Here is a 22,113-nt window from a genome sequence, read left to right on the forward strand (position 1 = left end):
TGTGTTTGTCGTTAATTTTGTTGTGTCGGCAGTATTAGCTGTGCAATAGCGCCTTGGTTTTGTGTGTTGTTAATAAAAAATTGCCCTTGGTGAAGCTCAGCTATTTGCTGGACAAAACACAAACCTAGTCCAGAGCTTTTTTGTCCTGTGCTGGGTCGAGGTAAGGAATAAAATCGGTTAAATATCTTATCCAATGCATAGTGCGGAATGCCTGACCCTTGGTCTTCTACTTGAATTGATATTTGTTTGTCGTTTATGTGTGAAAGTTGCAGCTTAATCCTTGATTGTTGAGGGCTAAAATCTATCGCGTTTTGCAGTAAATTATCGACAGCTTGGCTGATTAACAGTTTATCTGCTTGAATGACAGTTGGCTGTGAATAGGTGGTTTGGATTGAGATAGATTTGCTTTCCAGTGCATATTGTTTGCTCTCAACTACTTTATCTAGCAACTGATTTAAGTTGATTTTCGACAGCTGGGTCAAGCTCTGTTGTTTTTCCAGCGAAGCCAATTCCAACAACTTATTGACTAGATTATTGATGCGGTTGGTTTCGCTTTGAATATTTTGGATAAAGCGGGTTAAATCCGCACTTTTCATATCCGCCGAGATAATTTCGCTAGCACCTTTAATTGCCGATATTGGGCTTTTTAACTCGTGGGTTAGGGTATGTATGTACTGCTCTACATACTCTTTACCCTCGAGTTGTTGGCGCATATTTTCCATTGCGTCCGCCAATTTCGACAGTTCTTTCTCCGCAAGTTTAGGTGGTGATAAACGTTTGCCTTGCGCTACATTGTTTGCATAGTTGACTAGTTTTCGAATTGAATGGGTTAACCCATATGCGAGGGCTAAAGCTAACACAAACGACATCACGATTAACCAAATACCTTGGTTTTTCAGTTTGGCTCTTACTTTATCGATAAAAGGTTGCACTGCTATATTTGGTTTCGCAACTGTGACGACACCAATGATTTGTTGTTGATGATAAATGGGCGCTGCTACGTGCATAACTGAGCTTAAATCATCGTTCGGGTCAGCTTTGGTGCTACGTGCGCCGTATTGGCCGCGCAAGGTTAGGTAAACATCATTCCACTGTGAATAGTCTGCGCCAATATCTTTGCCGGATGAATCGTATCTGACAATACCTTGTTTGTCGGTTATATAAATTCGCAATTTACTGTAACTTTTTTGTGTATTAAATATATCGGCTTGGTAGGCGCGTTGGCCTAAACGACTAATTGAATCTTGGATATTCGGGCTAATACTGTGCTGATTATTACCGATAAAATCTTCGGTAATTAACTCGGCAACCAAGTTTGCCATATCGACTAAAGCTTCTTCTGTTGACTGGCGGTAACCGGGTTTTATTTCCGACATAAAAGCGTTAAACAGCAAATAAATGGCGAGTGCCAGCACCACAAAATATGCTGAGAATATGCGAAAGTTAAGACTCAATTGTATGTCCTTTTACATTGAGGCTATAGCCAATTCCACGATGGGTGACCAGTGAATTGTCGTGAGGGTTAACAGTTCTAATTTTAGCGCGAATGGTTTTTATATGGGTATCAACAGCTCTATCGTAACTGTCTTCTGGGGTATTCCAAACCGCCTGCATTAGCTGTTCACGACTAAACACACGTTCTGGATGTTCAATTAATAAGGCTAAAATGCCGTATTCGTAAAAGGTTAAATCGAGTAAATTGTTTTGATATTTTATTTGCCGTTTGTCATTGTTTAGCTGAAATAGGCAGCCCGGTTGCACTGGCTCTGGAGTGTTGTCAGCGGGTGTTTGTTCCAGGCGATTTCTGCGCACAATTACTTTAATCCGCGCTGTGACTTCTCGAGGGCTAAAAGGTTTAACCACATAATCATCGCCGCCTATTTCTAAACCGACAACTCTGTCTATTTCATCTCCTCGGGCGGTTAAAAATAAAATTGGTACATCAGAGAATTTGCGAATTTGTTTGCACACTTCAAAGCCACTGATATCAGGTAAACCAACATCTAATACGATAAGATCTAACTGTTGTTGCGCCGCTAAATCTATTGCCTGCTGGCCTAAACTTAGCCATTCAACCGCAAAACTTTCGTTTTTTAAAACGTAAATTAAGTTATCTGCGATGCTAGGTTCGTCTTCGACTATCAGAATTTTTGCTGGCATAAGTTTGCAATAATAAAGTGATTTTTTAGCAATATAACAAGCTTGTGGATTAAAAACAGCAATCAAAGCGACCAAAACTCGATTTGGTCGCCGCTAAAATTAAAAGCTCGGATAGCCAAACGGTAAACCCGCGTTGAGTTTGTTAATAAAGTTACCATCGTTAAATGGTGTGTTGGCTTTGTCGTAGCTGGTGGTGTTAAACAGATATTGAAGATCTGAATTGGTTACACCTGAGTTTCCGACCATAGCACTCCACGAAACTAAAGTTGGTTTGTGCCAATAGCCTGTGTCATTTTCGGCGACTTCACCTGGGTCTGCTGCGCGAAATACATGGGTAGACGCGCCATCTTTATGGTAAACAATACGCACGTGTTTTTGCGCTGCATCGTTATATACATATGTATTTGCGGCACGTGTTACTACATCTCTGTGTTCAGAATAACTTACGTGAGTCATTTGGTTATTGGTTAACCACACAATCACAAATTCCCAGTCGTGTCTGTGGCTAAATGCATCGTCAAACCAAGCGCCGTCGATAGCTTGGTCTTTTTCAAAATAGAGTGCGTACATATGTGCGCAATAGTTATTGCCGTTTACAGTTTGGCAAATACCTCTATGATTGGTATTGGAGTTGTGTAAATCCGACACATCGTGGCAACCCCCTGAAATGTCGCCTGTTGGTTTTAAACCGCCGTTTACATTACCATCACGACCAATGCCAACAGATGGATAACATCCATCGCTGTCGTAATCAAAACGAGGTGACCATTCATGGGCTGCGTTGGTTGCATATTCCAAAATTTTTGGTGGTGGCGCAGCATTGGCGAATTGGCTAATAAATAACGCGCTGAGCGCTATGAGTTTGCTAATAAGATAGATAGTTTTCATTTAATTTTCCTTTGTTGGGTTTTGAGAGAACTCATTAGCAATGAGTGTTTGGTGCAACAAAAGGAGACAGAAAAATTTATGAAGGTTTGATTGCAGTGTAACCGAATTTGTTTGGGGGCTAATCCACATGCATAGCAATTTGCGCTAATGCGCGGCTGATATGCTTTTTAACAGCTTCTTCGCTTAGGTCTAAATCTTGCGCTATTTGTTCGCGTGATTGGTTGTGCAAACGGCGGCGAATAAATACTTGTTGGCGCATTGGTGGCATGGCGTTGAGTACTTGCTGAATTTTTTCAATTTGTTCATTTTGTAACAAACTGTCTTCGGCGCTGTGGCTTTCGCGTAAATCGCTGCTTTCGTCGTACACTTCAAAACTGCGGTTGCCAAGTTTCCAAGCAAAATGACGTGCGACTGTTATTGCGTAAGCAATTGGGTTTTTAATTGGTGATTGTTGGTGTTGTTCAATCACTGTGGTGAGGGTTTCTTGATAAACATCGGCTTGATCATGCTGCTCGGCAACCCATTTACGGATCACACCTTTCAGTTTTGATTCTTCTTTTAATAATTCTGATGTTATTGAATAGTCGCTATTGTTGTTATTCACAGCCAGCTGCCGTTATTTGTTTACCAAAACGCTGAACATGCTGGCAGAACATTGTGACAACTAAATTACTGTTTAGTTAAGTATTACTTTTGGGGCTTTATATACCAGTTATTAAAAAATCCAACGCGTTGATTATTTCATCTCGAAACGCACTTAAGTCGGCAATTTCTTCCTGCAAAATTTGCATTGGTACGCTGGTTATTTGTTGAGTCAGTATCACAAAATCACCTTGGTTTATTTGTATGACAGGGCATAAGCGTGTCGGTGCTTTTGCCTCAAGTAGTTCTATTGGTGTTAATGGTAACACTATTCGACTATCAAGATTATTGAGGAGGTCAGACTGGACGTTAACAAAGTAGGGATAAGCTTTGGCGGAGTTTTTGTCTTGATTTTTATAGAGTAAAAATTGCGACATTAAAATTTCCTGTATGAATCAGAGAACAAGCCAAACTCTTCAGTGAGCTTGTTGCAGGCTTCAACTGCATCTTTGTTTTGCTCTGCCCATTCTTCGCGTAATCTTGCATTCACCTCTTGCTGCAATGCTTTTTCCATCGTCGCTGATAAATTGATATGTAGCCGCTTAGCTTCAGCCAGCAGTTCACTGTTTAGGCTCAAGTTCGTTGCTTTTTTAGCTGTTTGAGTTGAATGGTTATTTCGCATTTGAATGTCACCTATGCGCATGGGTCATACGCATAATGTAGTGGACTGGGCTACATAATACAAGTTAGTCGCCAAAACCCTTCACAAAAACGTCATAAAATTTTTTGTCCCCGTTTTGACCTGACAAATCTCATTTATCTACGAACGCGCTATTCACCGCGATTTTTAGGAAATGAGACAAATGAATTTACGTATTGCCATCTATCTAACTTTATTCACTGTTGCTTCAGTGCAGGCTTTGCCGCTGAATCAGTTACAGGTTATTGGCAGTCACAACAGTTATAAAAAAGCCTTAGACTCAGATGTCGCAAACCAGTTGGATAAGATACAAGCTGGTTTTGCTGACAAAATTTCCTATGCGCATCCAAGTTTAACTCGCCAGCTTAATATGGGGCTGCGCCAATTAGAAATTGATGTATTGGCCGACAGCCAAGGTGGTTTGTATCAACAACCGTTGGCACAACAATGGACAAAAAAAGCTTTATTTTCAGCAACTGAAAAGCAGCAACTCGCCAAGCCGGGTTTTAAAGTTTTGCACATTCCAGATGTGGATCTTGCTAGCCATTGTATTCAATTCTCTGATTGCTTAGCTGAGCTAAAAACTTGGTCGTTAAACAACCCAAATCACTTGCCTGTGTATGTAATGTTTAACGTAAAAGAAAGTCACTGGAGCAAAATTAACGGGGTCAAACCTGAGCAATTCACGGCAAAACATTACCAACAATTAAACCAAGTGATTGTTAAGAAATTGGGTTTAGACAAGCTTTTAACGCCAAGCTTAGTGCAGCAACAAAACTTGTCGTTGGCGCAGTCGGTTAAACAATTTGGCTGGCCGGATGTTGAGCAAGTACGCGGCAAATTCATTTTTATTTTTGACGGTAATCCGCAGCAACTAGATCTGTTTGAACAAGCAGGTGACACAGTTATTTTTGGCGCATTTGCTATTGAGCATCACCAAGCAGCAATTTTGCTTTACAACAATCCACAGCAACAAGCAGAGCAAATTACACATGCTGTTGCACAAGGTTTTATCGTGCGGACCCGTGCCGATGAATTTAATGCCAAACAATCACCCAATCAGCGCGCACTGGCGGCAATTAACAGCGGTGCACAAATTATTTCGAGCGATTTTTATCTAGGTGCGATGCAACAGCCGATCAAAGCGCCCGCAGTCAGTTTTCATTTGTTAATACCAGAATTTCAACCACAGCAAACACAGGCGCAAACAACTTTGCCCTTTGTTCGCTGTTTGTCTGAAGTCGGTGTTAATCAATGCAACTTTTAAAAAATATAAATGTTATTCAACTTGGAGATAGTATGAAAATGCAAGGTTCAAAACAGCTTATTCGTGTCGCGGTACTCGCAGCGCTAGCCGGTTATTCACACAACAGTTTTGCTGAACAAACAGCTGAACAACAAGCGCAAATGGAAGAAATTACCGTTAAAGGTTTTCGCCAAAGTTTATTAAAAAATCGCGACGTAAAACGCGATGCATTAATAGCGCAAGACAGCATAGTGGCTGAAGATATCGCCGATTTTCCTGATTTAAACTTGGCTGAATCCCTGCAACGTGTACCGGGTGTAACTATTACCCGCGAAGGTGGTGAAGGTCGCCAAATTTCTTTACGTGGTTTAGGGCCTGATTTTACTCGGGTTGAATTAAATGGTTTAGACGTATTAGCAACAAGTGGCTCTAGTATGGATAGCCGCGGCCAAAGTAATCGTTCGCGCGGGTTTGACTTTAACGTATTTGCCTCTGAATTATTTAGCCAAATTGATGTTAAAAAAGCCTTTTCTGCCAGCATGGAAGAGGGTGGTATTGGTGGTACGGTTGCATTGCGTCCTGCTAAACCTTTTGACTATGAAGGTTTTCAAGCTGCAGTGTCAGCACAAGCTGGCTCTAATTCTATGAGCGATAGCACTAGCCCAAGATTTGCTGCGCTTGTTTCCAACCGTTGGGATAACTTCGGCGCTTTATTCTCAGTTGCTTACAGTCAACGTGATACTGTTGAGCAAGGTACGAATACTTATAGGTGGCGTCCGTTAGATGCATCTGGCTCAGACATCAGTAAGTTAGACCAAGCTACTCAAGATAAAATTAATAACAAAGAGCTTAGATTCGCCCGCGGTAACCGTTATTCAGTATGGGAAAACAATCAAGAGCGTTTAGGTTTAACTGCCGCATTTCAATATAACGCCACAGACAGTTTGTCGTTTGATTTAGATATTTTGTATGCAGAGCTTAACAATGAAAAAGACGAACACCATATTGCCACGCGTGGTGCTGGTTCAACTGCGCTAGGTGGAACACAAGAGGCTGGCGGCCAAACTCTAGGTGGCGCAATTATTAATGAACTGCAATACAACCAAAACGGTGAAGCTGTGTACACCAATATTGGCAATGCAACTTTGGCAACAGAAAGTCGTAAACAACAAATGGATACGTCATTTAGCCAAATTTCATTGTTAACTGAGTGGCAAATAACAGATTCTACCGTGGCTAAATTATTGCTTGGGCATTCAGAAAACGAATTTGTGATCCCTGTGAGTGACAAAGTTTATTACGAAGCTTTTGGTGGCATCACGTCTGATTACACTAAAGACAGATTCTACGCAGAGCACAGTTATGACTTTGACATTGCATCTATTAACAGCTGGAAAATGCATGAATTCGATTTAGATGAGAGTGTGCAAAACACTAAATTCGATTCAATTAAATTGTCGTTTAACACTTTTGTCAGTGATTCTGCAGAGTTGAATTATGGTGTTTTACACAAGAAATTCGTGTCGGATGGTTACAACTATCAAGTTAAAGATGCGCTAAAAGGCGAGTTTCAATCAGGTGGTCTTGATAACAGCTTAGATGAGAGTTATTTCGAGGTATTTTCTGCGCACGATAAAGCCGATTGGGCAGCTGGTGATGTGGCTAAAACATTAGCATTTTATAATCTTGATGCTGACTTAACCTCAGATGATTTAGATATTAATAGTGTGTACGATTTATCTGAAACCACTAATGCAGCTTGGATGGAATACCAATGGCGCAACGACGTGCTGTCGGGTAATTTGGGTGTTCGTTACGTAGAAACTCAAGTTGAATCTGCTGGTTATATTCGAAAAGAAGGGGATGATGACCCGTCGTTAACGCAAGTTCCTCAAGAGTATTCTGACGTTTTACCTGCATTAAACTTGGTATGGCATGTTAGTGACGATATGCAGTTGCGCGCGAGTGTTAGCAAAAACTTAACTCGCCCTGCGTTGGCTGATTTGGGTATTGCGGGCAGTGTTAGTACCGACCGTCAAGAGTTAAGCTCAGGCAACCCAAGTTTATCGCCATTTAAATCAACCAACTATGAAACTGCGTTAGAGTGGTATTTAGCGGAAAGTGGATTTATCTCGGCTGGTCTTTTTTACAAAGAGATTAAAAACTTTGTTATCAGCAAAGCAATTGAAATACAGTATGGTCAAACTGGTTTCTCAACCGATTTATTAGCCGCCGGACAAAACGCCGACACTATGTTTACCTATTACACCAAAGTGAATGGTGAAGACACTAGTATTCAAGGTTTGGAGTTAGGCGGTCAGCTTGATTTCACCTTTTTGCCTGCGCCATTTGATAACTTAGGGGTAATTGCTAACTACACATTTGCAGATGGTGACATGGGTTATTACGACGCGGGTGAGTTGTTTGCCACTAAAGCTTTCCCTGGTTTATCTGAGCATTCAGCCAATGCTACGCTTTATTACGAAACCGACACTTGGGGTGCACGTATTTCAACGGCTTATCGCAGTGAATACATTACCCATATAGAAACCCCGGGCAACCATGAGCAAGATGAAACTGGCTTCCACGGTACAACTTATGTCGATTTCTCGGCTTTCTATCAGTTGAATGACACAACCAAATTTACCTTTGAAGCGATTAACTTAACTAACCAAAGAGAAGAGCAGTATAGTGACTCGGATGATCGTTTATACAACACCACTGAGTTCGGTTCTACTTTCTACTTAGGGGTTAATTTTAAATTCTAGTGTTTAAAAACTAAACTCGGCAAGCTGCAGCAAGCTTGCCGAGTTTTATAACAAAGCAGTGCTCATTAAAATGTGCCTTTCGGTGCTAGGTTTCTGTACTAGCACCGCTTTTTGCTGGTTAGTTATTTAACTTTGCTTTTGCTTCTTCTACTTTTGAAAAATCTAATCCTAGTTCTTCAACTGCTTCTTTAATTAAGTTTGGTTGGCTCATAACTAACATAATTAATGGCTGTAGTTTTTCTTGCGGAATGCCAAGTGTTTGTATGGTTGCCATTGCTGCCAATGGGTTTTGCGTGAGTTCTTGGAATAACTCGCCGATTTTTTCATCTGAGATGTTTTGTTCTTTGAGTAATTGGATAATTGGGTTCATGGTTTCTTCCTGTCGATCTTTTGCGGCAAATTTAGCTTATGTGGGTGGTTTTATCAAATTAACTTCGCGCCTAAAGTTTACCGCAACAAGAGTGCACTATAGTCGGCTAGAGTTTACATTTCCCAAGCGAAAACGCTGTAAACACATCCTTGTGCGCTCCGGCTTTTCTTCCCTGAAAAGTAGGTTTCGCTTCGGAAAATATAAACCCTATCCTCGGTACCGAGTTGCATCCATGCAATTCAAGGTTGGTTCATTTGCTCGCAATTCCCATCTTCCATCAACATCTCAGGCGCTGCTTCTATCAAGCAGCACTGGGAGTTGGGTGCACTATGGTCGGCTAGAGTTTACATTTCCCAAGCGAAAACGCTGTAAACACATCCTTGTGCGCTCCGACTTTTCATCCCTGAAAAGTAGGTTTCGCTTCGGAAAATATAAACCCTATCCTCGGTACTGAGTTGCTTGTGGTGTACTGTCGCAATACAAAAGTTAGATAGAAGCAGATTGGAATGCTAATTTTCTAAAACTTCACTAGGTAGGGATACCTTGTGGGAGCGGCCAGGGACTGGCGAACAGCGCTTTTAGAAAATTATGCTTCCAATCTGCTTCACTGCTCCAAAGCTAGCCGCGCCACAAAAAATCTGCATAAATTTTGATTGAAATCAAACAATGTTTGTTTTAAAGTTTCAGTAATTTCTGAAACTTTGGTAATAAACCATGAATTCAAAACTAGAAGCCTTTGTAATGCACTGTGGTGAAATGGGTAGCCGTTGGGGTTTTAACCGTACTATCGGGCAAATGTGTGGGTTAATTTTAATCTCAAAAAATCCACTCACAGCTAATGAAATCTCCGACGCTCTAAATATATCCCGCGGTAATGTCAGCATGGGTATCAAAGAATTGCAGGCGTGGCGTTTAATTCAAGTGCAGCATATTCCGGGTGATCGCAAAGAATATTACGCACCAGCAGGGGATATCTGGACATTGGCGTTACGTGTATTTGAAGAAAGACGCAAACGCGAAGTAGATCCAACTTTATCTTTATTGCGCGACAACCTGTTAACTGAACCTGGCAATGATGCTGAAGAATACGCATTGCAGCAAATGCAGCAAATTCACGACTTGCTGGAAACCATCACCCATTGGGCGGCTGAGTTACCAAAAATGGGGCCTGAAAAACTCAATACCTTGATGCGTTTAGGTGCGGGTGTTGGCAAGGTGCTGGATATGAAAGACAAATTTTTAAACTCAGGGACAGAGAAATAAACAATCTTCTAGATAAATAGCCAATTTACCTAAGCTCTGGACAACAGCTTAGTTATCACAGAGTTCAGGTAAATTTACAATTCTCTCAGGAGGCTGGTTATGGAGCTATTTTTAAGGCTCGATACGCTTGTGTTGTCTCGCATACAATTTGCACTCAACATCAGTTTTCATATTTTATTTCCAACCATCACAATCGCTTTGGCTTGGTATCTTTTTTACTTCAAAATAAAACTGCATTTCACAAAGGATGAAGTGTGGATGCGTGCTTATCGCTTTTGGGTAAAAATATTCGCGCTAACTTTTGCATTAGGTGTGGTGAGCGGCATTACCATGTCGTTTCAATTTGGTACTAACTGGCCGGGGTTTATGCAAACTGTCGGTAATATTGCTGGGCCTTTATTAGGTTACGAAGTACTCACCGCATTCTTTTTAGAAGCAACTTTCCTCGGCATTATGCTGTTTGGCATGAATAGGGTAAAACCTTGGGTGCATACGCTCGCAAGTTTTATCGTAGCTTTTGGTACTAGCATGTCAGCATTTTGGATATTGTCGCTCAACTCTTGGATGCAAACGCCAACTGGCTTTGAAATGATTGATGGCGTTGCGCATGTAACCGACTGGTTTGAGGTTATTTTTAACCCATCTTTCCCATACCGTCTTAGCCATATGCTGCTGGCGTCTGGTTTAACAGCATCGTTTCTTATTATCGGTTTAAGTGCTTATCGAATATACCGAGGAGATGAAAAACGAGCGCCAAAACAAACATTAAAAACCGCGTTAACCATAGCTGCGTTGTTAGCCCCAACTCAAATATTTTTAGGGGATATGCATGGGTTGAATACACTGGAACATCAACCGCAAAAAGTTGCAGCAATAGAAGGGATTTGGCATACAGAGCAAGGTGCGCCTTTGGTGCTGTTTGCTGTGCCAGATGAAAAAACACAGCAGAATTTATGGGCGATTGAGATACCTAATCTAGCCAGTTTTATTTTAACTCACGACTGGCAAGGTGAATTAAAAGGTTTAAATGAATTCGATAAACATCCTCCGGTTGCTCCTGTGTTTTATGCGTTCAGAATTATGGTTGCGCTGGGTATGTTAATGTTACTGGTGGCTTGGGTAGCACGCTGGCAAATATTTAAGAAACAACAAACTTCTCCTTTGCTTAGCAAGGTTTTAATCGCTATGACTTTCTCTGGTTGGGTAGCAACACTTGCAGGTTGGTATGTTACCGAAATTGGCCGTCAGCCCTATTTAGTTTCAGGCATTTTAACAGTCGAACAAGCTGTTACGCCAATAGCCCCTGAGAATGTTGGTTTTAGTTTGCTCTTGTATATATTGGTGTATAGCGGTTTGTTAGTGGCTTATATCCATACTGTGTTTTTAATGGCACGCCGCGCTGTGGATATTGAAGAAATTAACACAACAGCAGTGGATAACTCTTTGGAGGTGCAACATGCATAACTATTTATCTGCCGATAGTTTAGCCATTATCTTTGCCGGATTAACTGGCTTAGCGGTTTTGTTGTACGCCATTTTAGATGGTTACGATTTAGGTGTGGGCATACTTATGCCAACCAATGATAACCAAACCGCTTCAACTATGATTGCATCAATCGGCCCATTTTGGGATGCCAACGAAACTTGGTTGGTATTGGCGGTTGGTTTGATACTCATTGCGTTTCCGGCGGCACATAATGTCATTTTAGAAGCCTTGTATATACCTGTGGTGATTTTACTTATCGCTTTGATATTACGTGGCGTTGCTTTCGACTTTAGAGTAAAAGCAGCGATGAGTCACAGACCTAAATGGGATCTGTTATTCAAACTGGGCTCTGTATTAGCTGCACTCAGCCAAGGTTATATGCTTGGCATGTATGTGATGGGCTTCGAGTCTAGCTTAACTGCTTATTTATTTGCAGGTTTAAGTGCCTTGGGTGTATTGGCTGCATACGCTTATATAGGTGCTTGTTGGTTGGTAATGAAAACGCAAAACCAGTTACAAAAACAAGCAACCATATGGGCACGCAAAGCAGGGCGTTTGACCTTTTTAGGTGTGGTGGCTGTATCTATAGTAAACCCACTGATTAACCCTGCGGTATTTGAGCGCTGGTTTAGTTTACCCAATGCGATATTACTGCTGCCGCTGCCATTATTTTGTTTTGTTTTGTTTTTAGTGGTGGATAGATTATTAAAACGCATGCCGTTTAAAGATGATGTCAGTTGTTGGATACCCTTTGTTGCAGCTGTGATGATCTTTTTTATCTGTTTTAATGCGTTCGCTTTTAGCTTTTTCCCTGAGATAGTGCCGGGTAAACTGGATATTTTCAGTGCTGCTTCTGCACCTGAAAGCCTTGGATTTATGTTATGGGGCGCGCTTGTTGTGGTGCCAACCATACTCTGTTACACCTTTTATTCGTACCGAGTATTTTGGGGCAAAGTGCAAGAATTGAGTTATTACTAACACAATCTTTCGCTTTACCTTACCTCACACTCAGTTCATCGAAATCCTATTGCTGGGTAACAGTATCGTTCTTAAAGTGTTAACAAATGGTAATTCATTATCATTTTGTTAACCACTAAGAGGTACGATACGAGATGCATAAATTAACACAACTTTCGTTAGCAATATCTTTGGCAATCAGTATGCCTGTTATTGCTGAAGAATCGACTAATGCTAATGAAAGCGGTATCACGGACGATTCTGCTATCGAAGTTATATCGGTTACTGCAACCAAAAGAAAAACAAAATTAATGGAAACACCGGTCGCTATATCAGCTTTTAGCCAAGCTAAGTTAGACCAAAATGGTGTAAAAAATGTTAAAGATATCGCTAACCTAGTTCCTGGGTTGGATATCTCAGTTTCAGCTGAACAATCAGCTCCTGTTATTTCCATGCGTGGTGTTAGATCAACTAACATTACTGAGTTAGGCGACCCGGCTGTAGGTGTGCATTTAGATGGTATTTATTCACCACGAATGCAAGGTGCATTAGCGTTAATGTACGACGTAGAGCGAGTTGAAGCATTGCGTGGTCCACAAGGTACATTGTTTGGCCGTAATTCAACTGTTGGTAGTATCAACGTTATTTCAGCAAAACCAAAATTTGATAAAACTTCAGCCAACTTTGATCTAGAGCTTGGACGTTTTAATGCTCAAAGTGCTGGTGGCCATATCAACATCCCTATCAATGACGAGTTTGCTGTACGTGTTTCGGGTAAATATTTAAAAAGAGATTCGCATATTGAAGGTTATTGGGACCCTAACCAATACGATACGCGCAGATTACCTGACGGCGTGTTAGATGCTCCGGTTATTTCGGAAGATTCTTACCAAGGTGTTGGGGTTACTAAAACTCAACGTGAAAACTGGTGGATTGATGGTGCAGGAACCGACCCAGAAGCACAAAAAGTGCGTGCGCTCACACCTGCAGATAAAGAAGACTTTTATGGCAATGCCAACGAATACTCATTTCGCATTAGCACCTTATGGGAATCACTCGATCTAGGTTTGTCTAACCACACTGTATTTCAAAAATATAAAAATAACAGTGCCGGTGGTCTTGATATGGTTAACTGCGAAAAATTACGCGGACGGCCAGATCAATACGGTGGTGATTGTGCCGACTTTTTACCGAGTGACAATACCTATCAAGCAGTAGTAAACGTACCGGGCAAATTAGCGCTGGATATTACCTATTTTCGCAACACGTTAAATTATGAGTTAACTGACGATATTAGTTTAGTCTGGTTACTCGGTTACGAGAACATGCAGCGCGAGTCGGCACAAGATTCTGAAGTCGGTTTAGATGTGTGGGATGGTGCTATGTACTTTTTAGATGGAACTGGCGCTAAATCTTATTCAACTGAGATACAACTACAATCGAGTGAGCATAGTGATTTTGTTTGGATTGCGGGTTTAAATGCTTTCCACGAAAAAACCACCACTTTGGGTTATTACGACAACCCTATGGATGATAAAGCATTTTGGGATCAACCAGACCGTTCAACCGATGCTTTGGCATTGTTCGCACAAGGTACCTATAACTTAACTGATAAACTACATGCGACTTTTGGTTATCGTTATAGTAATGAAACTAAAGAAGACAAAGGTGGTAGAACTTATCGCTGCTCAAATGCAGACGGTTGTGCGCCGGGTTGGTTTGGCCGTACTATTTTATCTGAACTAGCGGTAGATCATTTTGAAGACCCAAGCATCTATCAGTCTTATTTTGCTAACGATAATAAAGGCAGTTGGAGCCATCACGATTTTCGCCTTGGTTTAGATTACGACTTATCCGCTGATACTATGATTTACACCTATGTTGCTTCTGGTTTTAAAGCCGGTGGTATTGGTGATGTATTTGAAGTTGTTAATGACCGGACTGGTGATGTGCAGCGTTTCGAAACTCAGTTTGATCCAGAAGAGGTATTAACTTGGGAAATTGGCGCCAAATCTAGCTTCTTTGACAATGCATTAAATTTGCAAAGTACCTTCTTTTATACCGACTACACGAACATGCAATATGCTTCGGTCGGCTCAATTGGTAACGTTGAGCGTTTAGGTGAAGTTGAAGATGAAGATGGTCGACCAATTTTAGATGGCGACGGTAATCCGATTTTAGATTTCCAAAATCAACCTGTTATTGCTTATTACACGCAAAACGTCCCAGGGGCGACCATCAAAGGTATTGAACTAGAATTTGACTGGAAACCTTATTCGGGTGGACGAGTTACAGGTTATGCCACTTGGACAGATGCAACCATTACCCAAGATTGGATCACCAAATGGGATTACGATGCGGAATACTTATTTAACTTAAGTTATGAAGAGTCGATAGACCCACAAAATTCAGCACTAACAACCAATCTTAAAGGCAATGAAATGGCGATGACGCCAAAATTCACCGCCAATATTGGTTATGGTCACAGCTTTAATTTAAGTGAATATGGTTATATTCACACTTGGTTTAATCTCACCTGGAAAGATGATTCTTACCTAACCATTTGGAATGTTGATAAACATTTAGATGACATGGATTTTTCAGTTGATGATGAAGCTATTCAATATATGGATGATAGTCGCGATTCCTTCACTGTTTACTCTGCCTCCGCCAAATATGTGCCAAAAAATGAGTCTTGGTATTTAGAGTTTTTTGTTAACAACGCCAGCGATGAACAAGTCCAACATTGGAATAGTACCAGCAAAGGTTACCCCAAAGGCAGTTATGGTTTACCCAGATATTATGGGGTAAGAACCGGCATTAACTTCTAATACACTTACACATAAGGTGACATATGAAAAACTTAATTAAAGCAGGCGCTGTGGCGCTGTCGATGGCGACTCTCGCTTGTAGTTCAACTGCGACAGCTAATTATTTTAAAGACGACTTTTCGTGGGGATTTGATTCATCAATCTGGGATGCTCGCAGTGGCAGTAATGGTTCGCCATTTGGCTGTACGTTCGACCCAGCTATGATCAACCCAAGCTCACACGGCATCACTTTGTCGGTAGCCAATGGCAGTTGTTCCGAGCTACAAAGTAAAAATTTTTATGGTTATGGGCAAATTCAAGGTTCGTTAAAAACGGGTAATACAGTTGGCACAGTGTCGTCAATTTTTACCTACACTTCTTGGTGGGATGTTCCGGGTCGAGCTTGGCAAGAAATTGATATCGAGTTTTTACCTTCGCTGGGTAACGTTGTGCATACCAATGTTATTTACCAGCCGCAGAACGGTACTTACCAGAGTTGGGAGTTAGATATAGATTTAACTCAATTTGGTTTAAACATTCAGCAAGATCTTGTGACTATAGGTTTTGATTGGGGTGCTAATCAAATTCAATGGTACGTCTGGGATCCAGCAGGGACTAAGCGCATTTTACGCACTGTTTATAAAGACAATGGTGATGGCCATATTGCTAACAACGAAATTCCAGCATATGCATGGCCAGTCGATACCACCAAGATCATGATTAATCATTGGCACGGCGACAATTCTCAAAGTGGTTTGTATTTCCCTGGCCAATATTCTCAACAATCCGCGTGGGCTTATTACGACTATATTGAATACGCCCCACATTAATCTCTCTTCTGTGCTGGCGTTATGTTGGTAACGCCAGCTTTTTCATTAAGGCAAGTAGTACAAATGAAACAGCTTTCGAAAATATGTGCATCTTTGGCAATTTTTTTATCTTCTAGCGAGATGGTTGTTGCGACAGAGGCAACCCAGTGGCCAAGCGCAAACCCAGCCAAACTCAATCCTGTCGTTGAACAAAAAGTGCAAAAGATATTGCAAGGCATGACGTTAGAACAGAAAGTCGCGCAAATGATCCAACCGGAAATCGGTTATTTGACCATAGAACAAATGCGCAAGTATGGTTTTGGTTCTTATTTAAATGGCGGTAATACAGCGCCTTATGGCAACAAACAAGCAGATGTAGCAACTTGGCTAAAATACGCGGATGAAATGTATCAAGCATCTGTCGATGATTCTATTGATGGTAGCTCGATTCCGGCAATTTGGGGAACAGATGCTATGCACGGACATAGCAATGTTTATGGTGCAACTTTGTTTCCGCACAACATAGGTTTAGGTGCGGCAAATGATGCTGAATTAATTAAAAAAATAGGCCAAGCGACCGCCAAAGAAGTTGCGGCAACAGGCATTGAATGGAGTTTTGCTCCAACTGTGGCGGTTGTGCGCGACGACAGGTGGGGGCGAACTTACGAAAGCTACTCGGAAGATCCGGTTATTGTAAAAGCTTATGCAGGAAAAATGGTTGAAGGTATTCAAGGTGAATTAACCGACGATTATTTAACGGGTTATCACAGAATTGCCACAGCAAAACATTTTGTCGGTGATGGCGGTACACAAAATGGTCTTGACCGTGGCGACACAGTTGTCAGTGAAGCTGTGTTAAGAGACGTGCATGCGGCAGGATATTATTCAGCTATTGAAGCTGGTGTACAGTCAGTCATGGCTTCGTTTAATAGCTGGCGCGGCCAACGATTACATGGCGACAAGTACTTATTAACTGACGTGCTTAAAGGTCAAATGGGTTTTAGTGGGTTTGTCGTCAGCGATTGGAATGCACATAAATTTGTTGATGGTTGTGATTTGGAGCAATGCGCCACGGCGATAAACGCAGGTGTCGATGTATTGATGGTACCTGAACATTTTGAAGCTTTTTACCACAATACCTTAGCGCAAGTTAAACAAGGACTGATTGCAGAAAGCCGAATAAACGATGCCGTTACTCGTTTGTTACGAGCAAAAGTACAGTGGGGGTTGTTTGACAAAAACAAACCATCGACACGAGTCAATGCAGAGATTTTAGCGAGTTTTAATAGTTTTGAGCATAAACAGCTTGCTCGTGAAGCTGTACGCAAATCACTGGTGTTATTAAAAAATAATCACAATACTCTGCCACTTATACCTAATGCAAATGTATTGGTTGCCGGAAACGCTGCCAATAATATTGCTAAACAAGCGGGTGGCTGGAGTGTTTCTTGGCAAGGCACAGATAACACTAATGCTGATTTTCCCAACGCGACTTCTATCTATCAAGGTATCAAAAATACAGTTGAAAGCGCAGGTGGCAAAGTTGAATTGGCAGAAAACGGCCAGTATAGCCGTAAGCCAGATGTTGCTATAGTGGTGATAGGCGAAGAACCTTATGCCGAATGGTTTGGTGATATTCAGCGCTTGGAATACCAAGTTGATAAAAAACAAGATTTAGCTTTATTGAAAAAACTCAAACAACAAAACATTCCAGTGGTGACAGTATTTATCAGTGGCCGCCCTTTGTGGGTAAATAAAGAACTTAATCAATCGGATGCTTTTGTCGCGGCTTGGTTACCTGGCTCGGAAGGACAAGGCGTTGCAGATGTATTATTTAGTAAAACCGATGGCAGCATTAATTATGACTTTAGCGGTAAATTAAGTTTTTCTTGGCCTAAATTGGATAATCAATTTGAATTGAATGTCGGTGATAAAAACTATCAACCTCTCTTTGCCTACGGTTATGGTTTAACTTACCAAGACAAGCAAAATTTAGCTCAGTTAGATGAAACCACCACACAGGTTAGTGCAAATGTCTCAGGCGACTATTTAGCTTTGTTTGAGCGTAATCTCAGCGTTGAATTAGCTTGGACTTTAACTAATCAAGCAACTGAAAATACCAATGCTCAAGTGCTGGTGACAACGCCGTATGGCACTAGCCCTGACAAAACAAGTTTAACTATGCAATCGGTCAATTTAGCTTACCAAGAAGATGCGCGGAAATTTGTTTGGCGTGGGCAAAATGCAGCGAGTTTTGCGTTAAGTTATAAAACTGCTGCTGATCTAACCGATAAAATTAGTTCGAGCAGTGTATTAACTATGGATATCAAACTCGATGATTATGCTGGGCAGGCTGTTGGTGTTGAGATGCTGTGTGAACAAAATCTTTGTGCGCAACAAGCTAATATCGGCAAGCAGTTGGCGAAATTGTCAGTCGGCAAATGGTATTCGTTAGATTTTCCATTAGGCTGCGGTGCAGAGCAGATCGATTTGACTAAAATTAAAGACATTTTTAGCATGCAAGCTCAAGGCAATTTATCTTTAGTTGTGGCTAATATTAAAATTGCCGACAAACAAAACTGTCAGTAATTAAACTGTGATGCAGCAGTCTGCGAACGATTGCTGCATCACAACGAACAGATAACTATATCTTTATTTAGGTTGATAACGTGTTGAGATTTACTTCACAAGCTCAGTTGTTTTGGTTGTGCCAGTACGCAGGTTGGTTTGTTTATGCCATTTTAACCGAGATAATGATTAAGTTGCCGGGTGATGAACCTTGGCATATACATTTACCCCATTTAGTTATGGATACGGCATTTGGATTTTCACTGACGCTGTTATTGCGTCGAGTTTTTCAATACTTGCAAAAAATGCCAACTAAAATCAGTGTTTTGTTGCACGTTAGCTGCATTGTATTGGCTTGTTTGTTATGGACTGAATTTAAATGGTTCACCTTGATGTGGTTATACAATAACCCAACAGAGCAGATGACTTGGTTTGATTTTGGTACATGGAATTTAGCCTCGCTCACTATGTTGTCAACTTGGTCAGGTTTTTATTATGCGGCTAAAGCTTATTTAAAAGGGGTTGAAGAACAGCAGCGAGCTGCAGAGGCTATTACTTTGGCGAAAAAAGCTCAGTTAAAAATGCTGCGTTATCAACTGAATCCGCATTTTATGTTTAACAGCATTAACGCCATTTGCACGCTTATCCTCAAACAAGACAATATGCATGCAGTGACCATGTTAGAAAAACTCTGTGAGTTATTGCGTTATAGTTTGTATACAGATCCGCTAACTAAAGTATCTGTGGGTGAAGAAATCGCTATTTTGCAAACCTATTGTGATATCGAAAAATGCCGTTTTAAAGACAGGTTGCAGGTAGAAATTATTCACGACAGCCAAGCACTACAGTGTTTATTGCCTTCACTAATACTGCAACCTTTGGTCGAAAACTCAGTGAAACATGGTATGGGTTTAGAACAATCCAACTATCAAATTAAGGTTGTGTTTGCCTTGCTCGCCGATAAGTTAAAAATTACTGTCAGCGACAGTGGCCGTGGTTTTGATAAAGAGTTGGTGGAAACAGATTGGGGAATAGGCTTAAAAAATTGTGAAGATCGGCTAAAGTTAATTTATCCAAACGAATATGAATTTAAGTTAGACAATGACCCTGAAGGTGGGGCTGTTATTACAATTTGCCTACCTCAACAAAGAGCAAATTCAATTTAACTACACTAGGTTATTAAGCCAATGACAAAAATTAAAACCTTGATAGTGGATGATGAGCCGGGCGCAATTGAAGGTTTACAACTGAGGCTTGCTGCATTTACTGAGATTGAAATTGTTGCGACAGCAGGTAGTGTGAAGCAGGCAATCAGTGCGATAAACCAAACCCAACCTGACCTAATATTTTTAGATATTGAAATGCCAAAGCAGTCTGGTTTTGATTTAATTGCGCAGCTGCAGGCAGAGCAATTACCCGCCATTGTTTTTGTTACGGCTTATCACCAACATGCAGTTAAAGCATTTGAAGTGCGCGCGGTTGATTATTTACTTAAGCCGGTAAATCAACAACGTTTAGCTGAATCAATCGACAGAGTTAAACAAGGCCAAGGGTACAAAAATAAAGAACAGCTTATTTCAATTTACTCCGAGCTTGAGGCTAAACCCTCGGCTGAAAATACGCTTGCTTCTAATGATGACAAACAAAAGTTAGTTATTCAAGATGGCCATAACCCAATTCAACTCGTGCCTTATGTGGATATTCAATGGATTGATGCTGCTGGCGATTATATGTGCGTCCATACGGCTGAAGAAACTTATGTGATGCGTGCTCGGCTAAAAAGTTTAACCGACCAATTGCCGGATATATTTATGCGCATTCATAAATCAACCATAGTTAATTTAACTCAAATCAGCCAACTCAAACCTTTAATCAATTCAGAATATTCTGCGGTATTACAAAACGGTAAATGTTTAAAAGTAAGCCGTACTTACAGCAAAGCCATCAAACAAAAATTAATTAATCATTGATTCGCCGCCTCTTCCTTTAACATCCGTTGATTTAGCGCTAAACTCGCTGGCAGATTTATTCAGATAATAACGAGGAACAAACATGCTTTCGACTAACCAAGCTGCAACTATGTTGGCACTACAAGACAAAATGAATGCGAAAGTAAACCCAGACTGGATTGCGGTTAAATCACCATTTTTACGCGCAGTGGTCATTGAAGCTGCTGAAGCAATTGAGCACCATGGTTGGAAGTGGTGGAAAAAACAAGAGTGCGATTTAGAACAGTTACAAATGGAGTTGGTGGATATTTGGCACTTTGTTTTGTCAGCAATCTTAATTAAACATGAAGGTGCACAACAACCAGCGTTAGATGACGTGTTTGCTGAGTTAGATAGCACAAGCGTAACTTTTGACGGCCAACAAATTAGTTATGCGTCATTAAATTTGTTAGAAAAATTAGAACTAACTATAGGTTTAGCTGCGGCAAAACGTTATAGCTTAGGTTTATTCTCGGCACTATTAGCAGACTGCCAAATGAGTTGGGACGACTTGTACGCGCAATATGTTAGTAAAAACGTGTTAAATTTCTTCCGCCAAGACAATGGTTACAAAGAAGGCTCTTACGTAAAAATTTGGAGCGGCCGCGAAGACAACGAACACTTAGTTGAAATTATGGCAAAACTAGATGTTAAATCTGACAGCTACCAAACTGATTTATACAACGAGCTGCAAGCGCGTTATAACTTGTTAGATATGGCTTAATCTTAGTATCTTATTTCAATTGAAAACAAGCGGCTGAATGCCGCTTGTTTTTAATTTACGGGTTGTTAATCCACACCTAACTGACTTTTTAATTCGGCCAGTTCGGCTGTTAGCTGCGCAACCTGAGCTTTTAACTCGGCAAATTCTTCGGCTGAAACGCCCGTATTATCGATCGCTGAAGTACTAGCAAGATGGTTAGTCGCTGGGCTTTCGGTAATCTCGCCACTAAATAAATGGCCAAATCTGTGTTCGCGTTTGCCTGGCTCTCTTGCGAGTTTTACTACAAATGGGCCATCTTCGGCATTGGCTAAATCATTTAAGCAGTTTTCAACCTGGGTTACATCGTTAAACGGGTGCAATCTTTGGCTGCGGGTTCTGAGTTCGCCTGGTGTTTGTGGCCCGCGCACAAATAACAAACACAAAATAGCCGCTTGTGCTGAGTTAAAGTTAAACGCGGAAAATTCGCTGCCGTAGAATCTATGCCTGTATTTATTTACCCGTCCACTAGGGCCTGCATCGGCTAACAATCTTTGTTGGATAAGTTCATCAACAATATTTTGCACTTCAACTTCTGAATATTCGACCACAGGTTCTCTATTACTTTTTTGATTACAAGCTGTGGTTATGCCGTTTATTGACATTGGATATTGGTCAGGTGTGGTGACTTGCTTTTCTAACATAACACCTAATACTCGAACTTGCTCTGCGGATAATTCTAACTTCATGGCAATTTCCTTTTTTCTTTACGCGAAGGGCAGTATATACACACATAAGAAAAATGGCATGGCGAATTG

19 protein-coding genes are annotated in these 22,113 nt (G+C 41.0%); 11 read left to right on the forward strand and 8 right to left on the reverse strand.

Going from position 1 to position 22,113, the window contains the following annotated elements:
- Positions 1-11: 11 nt before the first annotated feature.
- The 6 genes from creC to WSC_RS0111500 form a co-directional block, all read right to left on the reverse strand.
- Positions 12-1,454, reverse strand: a complete 1,443-nt coding sequence (gene creC / locus WSC_RS0111475) for a two-component system sensor histidine kinase CreC (protein ID WP_016956073.1) — start codon at positions 1,452-1,454, stop codon at positions 12-14.
- Positions 1,444-2,160, reverse strand: a complete 717-nt coding sequence (gene creB, locus WSC_RS0111480) for a two-component system response regulator CreB (protein WP_026016806.1) — start codon at positions 2,158-2,160, stop codon at positions 1,444-1,446. The genes creC and creB overlap by 11 nt, the downstream gene beginning before the upstream one ends.
- Positions 2,161-2,259: 99 nt before the next feature.
- Positions 2,260-3,048 carry an NPP1 family protein gene (locus tag WSC_RS0111485; protein WP_016956075.1) on the reverse strand — a complete coding sequence of 263 codons (789 nt, stop codon included), beginning with the start codon at positions 3,046-3,048 and terminating at the stop codon, positions 2,260-2,262.
- A 118-nt stretch (positions 3,049-3,166) separates the two neighbouring features.
- Positions 3,167-3,652 (reverse strand): sigma-70 family RNA polymerase sigma factor, encoded by a 486-nt coding sequence (locus WSC_RS24170; RefSeq protein WP_016956076.1) that lies wholly within the window; start codon positions 3,650-3,652, stop codon positions 3,167-3,169.
- Positions 3,653-3,749: 97 nt separating this feature from the next.
- Positions 3,750-4,067 (reverse strand): CcdB family protein, encoded by a 318-nt coding sequence (locus WSC_RS0111495; protein WP_016956077.1) that lies wholly within the window; start codon positions 4,065-4,067, stop codon positions 3,750-3,752.
- Positions 4,067-4,312: a type II toxin-antitoxin system CcdA family antitoxin gene (locus WSC_RS0111500; RefSeq protein WP_026016808.1), complete on the reverse strand. Its 246-nt coding sequence runs from the start codon at positions 4,310-4,312 to the stop codon at positions 4,067-4,069. Before WSC_RS0111500 ends, WSC_RS0111495 begins: the two co-directional genes overlap by 1 nt.
- Before the next feature lie 181 nt (positions 4,313-4,493).
- On the opposite strand from WSC_RS0111500, the gene WSC_RS22620 reads away from it, so the two are divergent.
- Together WSC_RS22620 and WSC_RS0111510 are read left to right on the forward strand one after the other, a co-directional pair.
- Complete coding sequence (locus tag WSC_RS22620; RefSeq protein ID WP_016956079.1) at positions 4,494-5,597, forward strand: Ca2+-dependent phosphoinositide-specific phospholipase C; 1,104 nt, start codon at positions 4,494-4,496, stop codon at positions 5,595-5,597.
- Positions 5,585-8,344, forward strand: coding sequence for a TonB-dependent receptor (locus WSC_RS0111510; protein ID WP_016956080.1), 2,760 nt, complete (start codon positions 5,585-5,587; stop codon positions 8,342-8,344). Before WSC_RS22620 ends, WSC_RS0111510 begins: the two co-directional genes overlap by 13 nt.
- A 118-nt stretch (positions 8,345-8,462) precedes the next feature.
- Here WSC_RS0111510 and WSC_RS0111515 read toward each other — a convergent pair whose 3' ends face one another.
- A complete protein-coding gene (locus WSC_RS0111515) occupies positions 8,463-8,714 on the reverse strand; it encodes a DUF2999 family protein (RefSeq protein ID WP_016956081.1) in 252 nt (83 codons plus the stop codon).
- A 714-nt stretch (positions 8,715-9,428) separates the two neighbouring features.
- Between WSC_RS0111515 and WSC_RS0111520 the strand changes: the two genes are divergently transcribed.
- From WSC_RS0111520 to WSC_RS0111560, 9 genes are all read left to right on the forward strand, one after another.
- Positions 9,429-9,977 carry a GbsR/MarR family transcriptional regulator gene (locus WSC_RS0111520; RefSeq protein ID WP_016956082.1) on the forward strand — a complete coding sequence of 183 codons (549 nt, stop codon included), beginning with the start codon at positions 9,429-9,431 and terminating at the stop codon, positions 9,975-9,977.
- A 99-nt stretch (positions 9,978-10,076) separates the two neighbouring features.
- Complete coding sequence (locus WSC_RS0111525) at positions 10,077-11,441, forward strand: cytochrome ubiquinol oxidase subunit I (RefSeq protein ID WP_016956083.1); 1,365 nt, start codon at positions 10,077-10,079, stop codon at positions 11,439-11,441.
- Positions 11,434-12,441, forward strand: a complete 1,008-nt coding sequence (locus WSC_RS0111530; RefSeq protein WP_016956084.1) for a cytochrome d ubiquinol oxidase subunit II — start codon at positions 11,434-11,436, stop codon at positions 12,439-12,441. The genes WSC_RS0111525 and WSC_RS0111530 overlap by 8 nt, the downstream gene beginning before the upstream one ends.
- Before the next feature lie 134 nt (positions 12,442-12,575).
- Positions 12,576-15,251 (forward strand): TonB-dependent receptor, encoded by a 2,676-nt coding sequence (locus tag WSC_RS0111535; protein WP_016956085.1) that lies wholly within the window; start codon positions 12,576-12,578, stop codon positions 15,249-15,251.
- A 23-nt stretch (positions 15,252-15,274) separates the two neighbouring features.
- The gene (locus tag WSC_RS0111540; RefSeq protein ID WP_016956086.1) at positions 15,275-16,060 is read left to right on the forward strand and encodes a family 16 glycosylhydrolase; all 786 of its coding nucleotides are present in this window, start codon (positions 15,275-15,277) and stop codon (positions 16,058-16,060) included.
- Between the two features lie 63 nt (positions 16,061-16,123).
- Positions 16,124-18,628, forward strand: a complete 2,505-nt coding sequence (locus tag WSC_RS0111545) for a glycoside hydrolase family 3 protein (protein ID WP_050996176.1) — start codon at positions 16,124-16,126, stop codon at positions 18,626-18,628.
- An 80-nt stretch (positions 18,629-18,708) separates the two neighbouring features.
- Positions 18,709-19,773, forward strand: coding sequence for a sensor histidine kinase (locus tag WSC_RS0111550; RefSeq protein ID WP_016956088.1), 1,065 nt, complete (start codon positions 18,709-18,711; stop codon positions 19,771-19,773).
- A gap of 21 nt (positions 19,774-19,794) precedes the next feature.
- Positions 19,795-20,577: a LytR/AlgR family response regulator transcription factor gene (locus tag WSC_RS0111555; protein ID WP_016956089.1), complete on the forward strand. Its 783-nt coding sequence runs from the start codon at positions 19,795-19,797 to the stop codon at positions 20,575-20,577.
- Between the two features lie 82 nt (positions 20,578-20,659).
- On the forward strand, positions 20,660-21,319 hold the full coding sequence (locus WSC_RS0111560) for a dUTP diphosphatase (RefSeq protein ID WP_016956090.1): 660 nt from the start codon (positions 20,660-20,662) through the stop codon (positions 21,317-21,319).
- A 65-nt stretch (positions 21,320-21,384) separates the two neighbouring features.
- Here the strand turns inward: WSC_RS0111560 and WSC_RS0111565 are convergent, their stop codons facing one another.
- Positions 21,385-22,044, reverse strand: coding sequence for a YceH family protein (locus tag WSC_RS0111565; RefSeq protein ID WP_016956091.1), 660 nt, complete (start codon positions 22,042-22,044; stop codon positions 21,385-21,387).
- Positions 22,045-22,113 lie beyond the last annotated feature (69 nt).

The organism is Catenovulum agarivorans YM01, from assembly GCF_000281085.1.
Taxonomy (GTDB): domain Bacteria; phylum Pseudomonadota; class Gammaproteobacteria; order Enterobacterales; family Alteromonadaceae; genus Catenovulum; species Catenovulum agarivorans.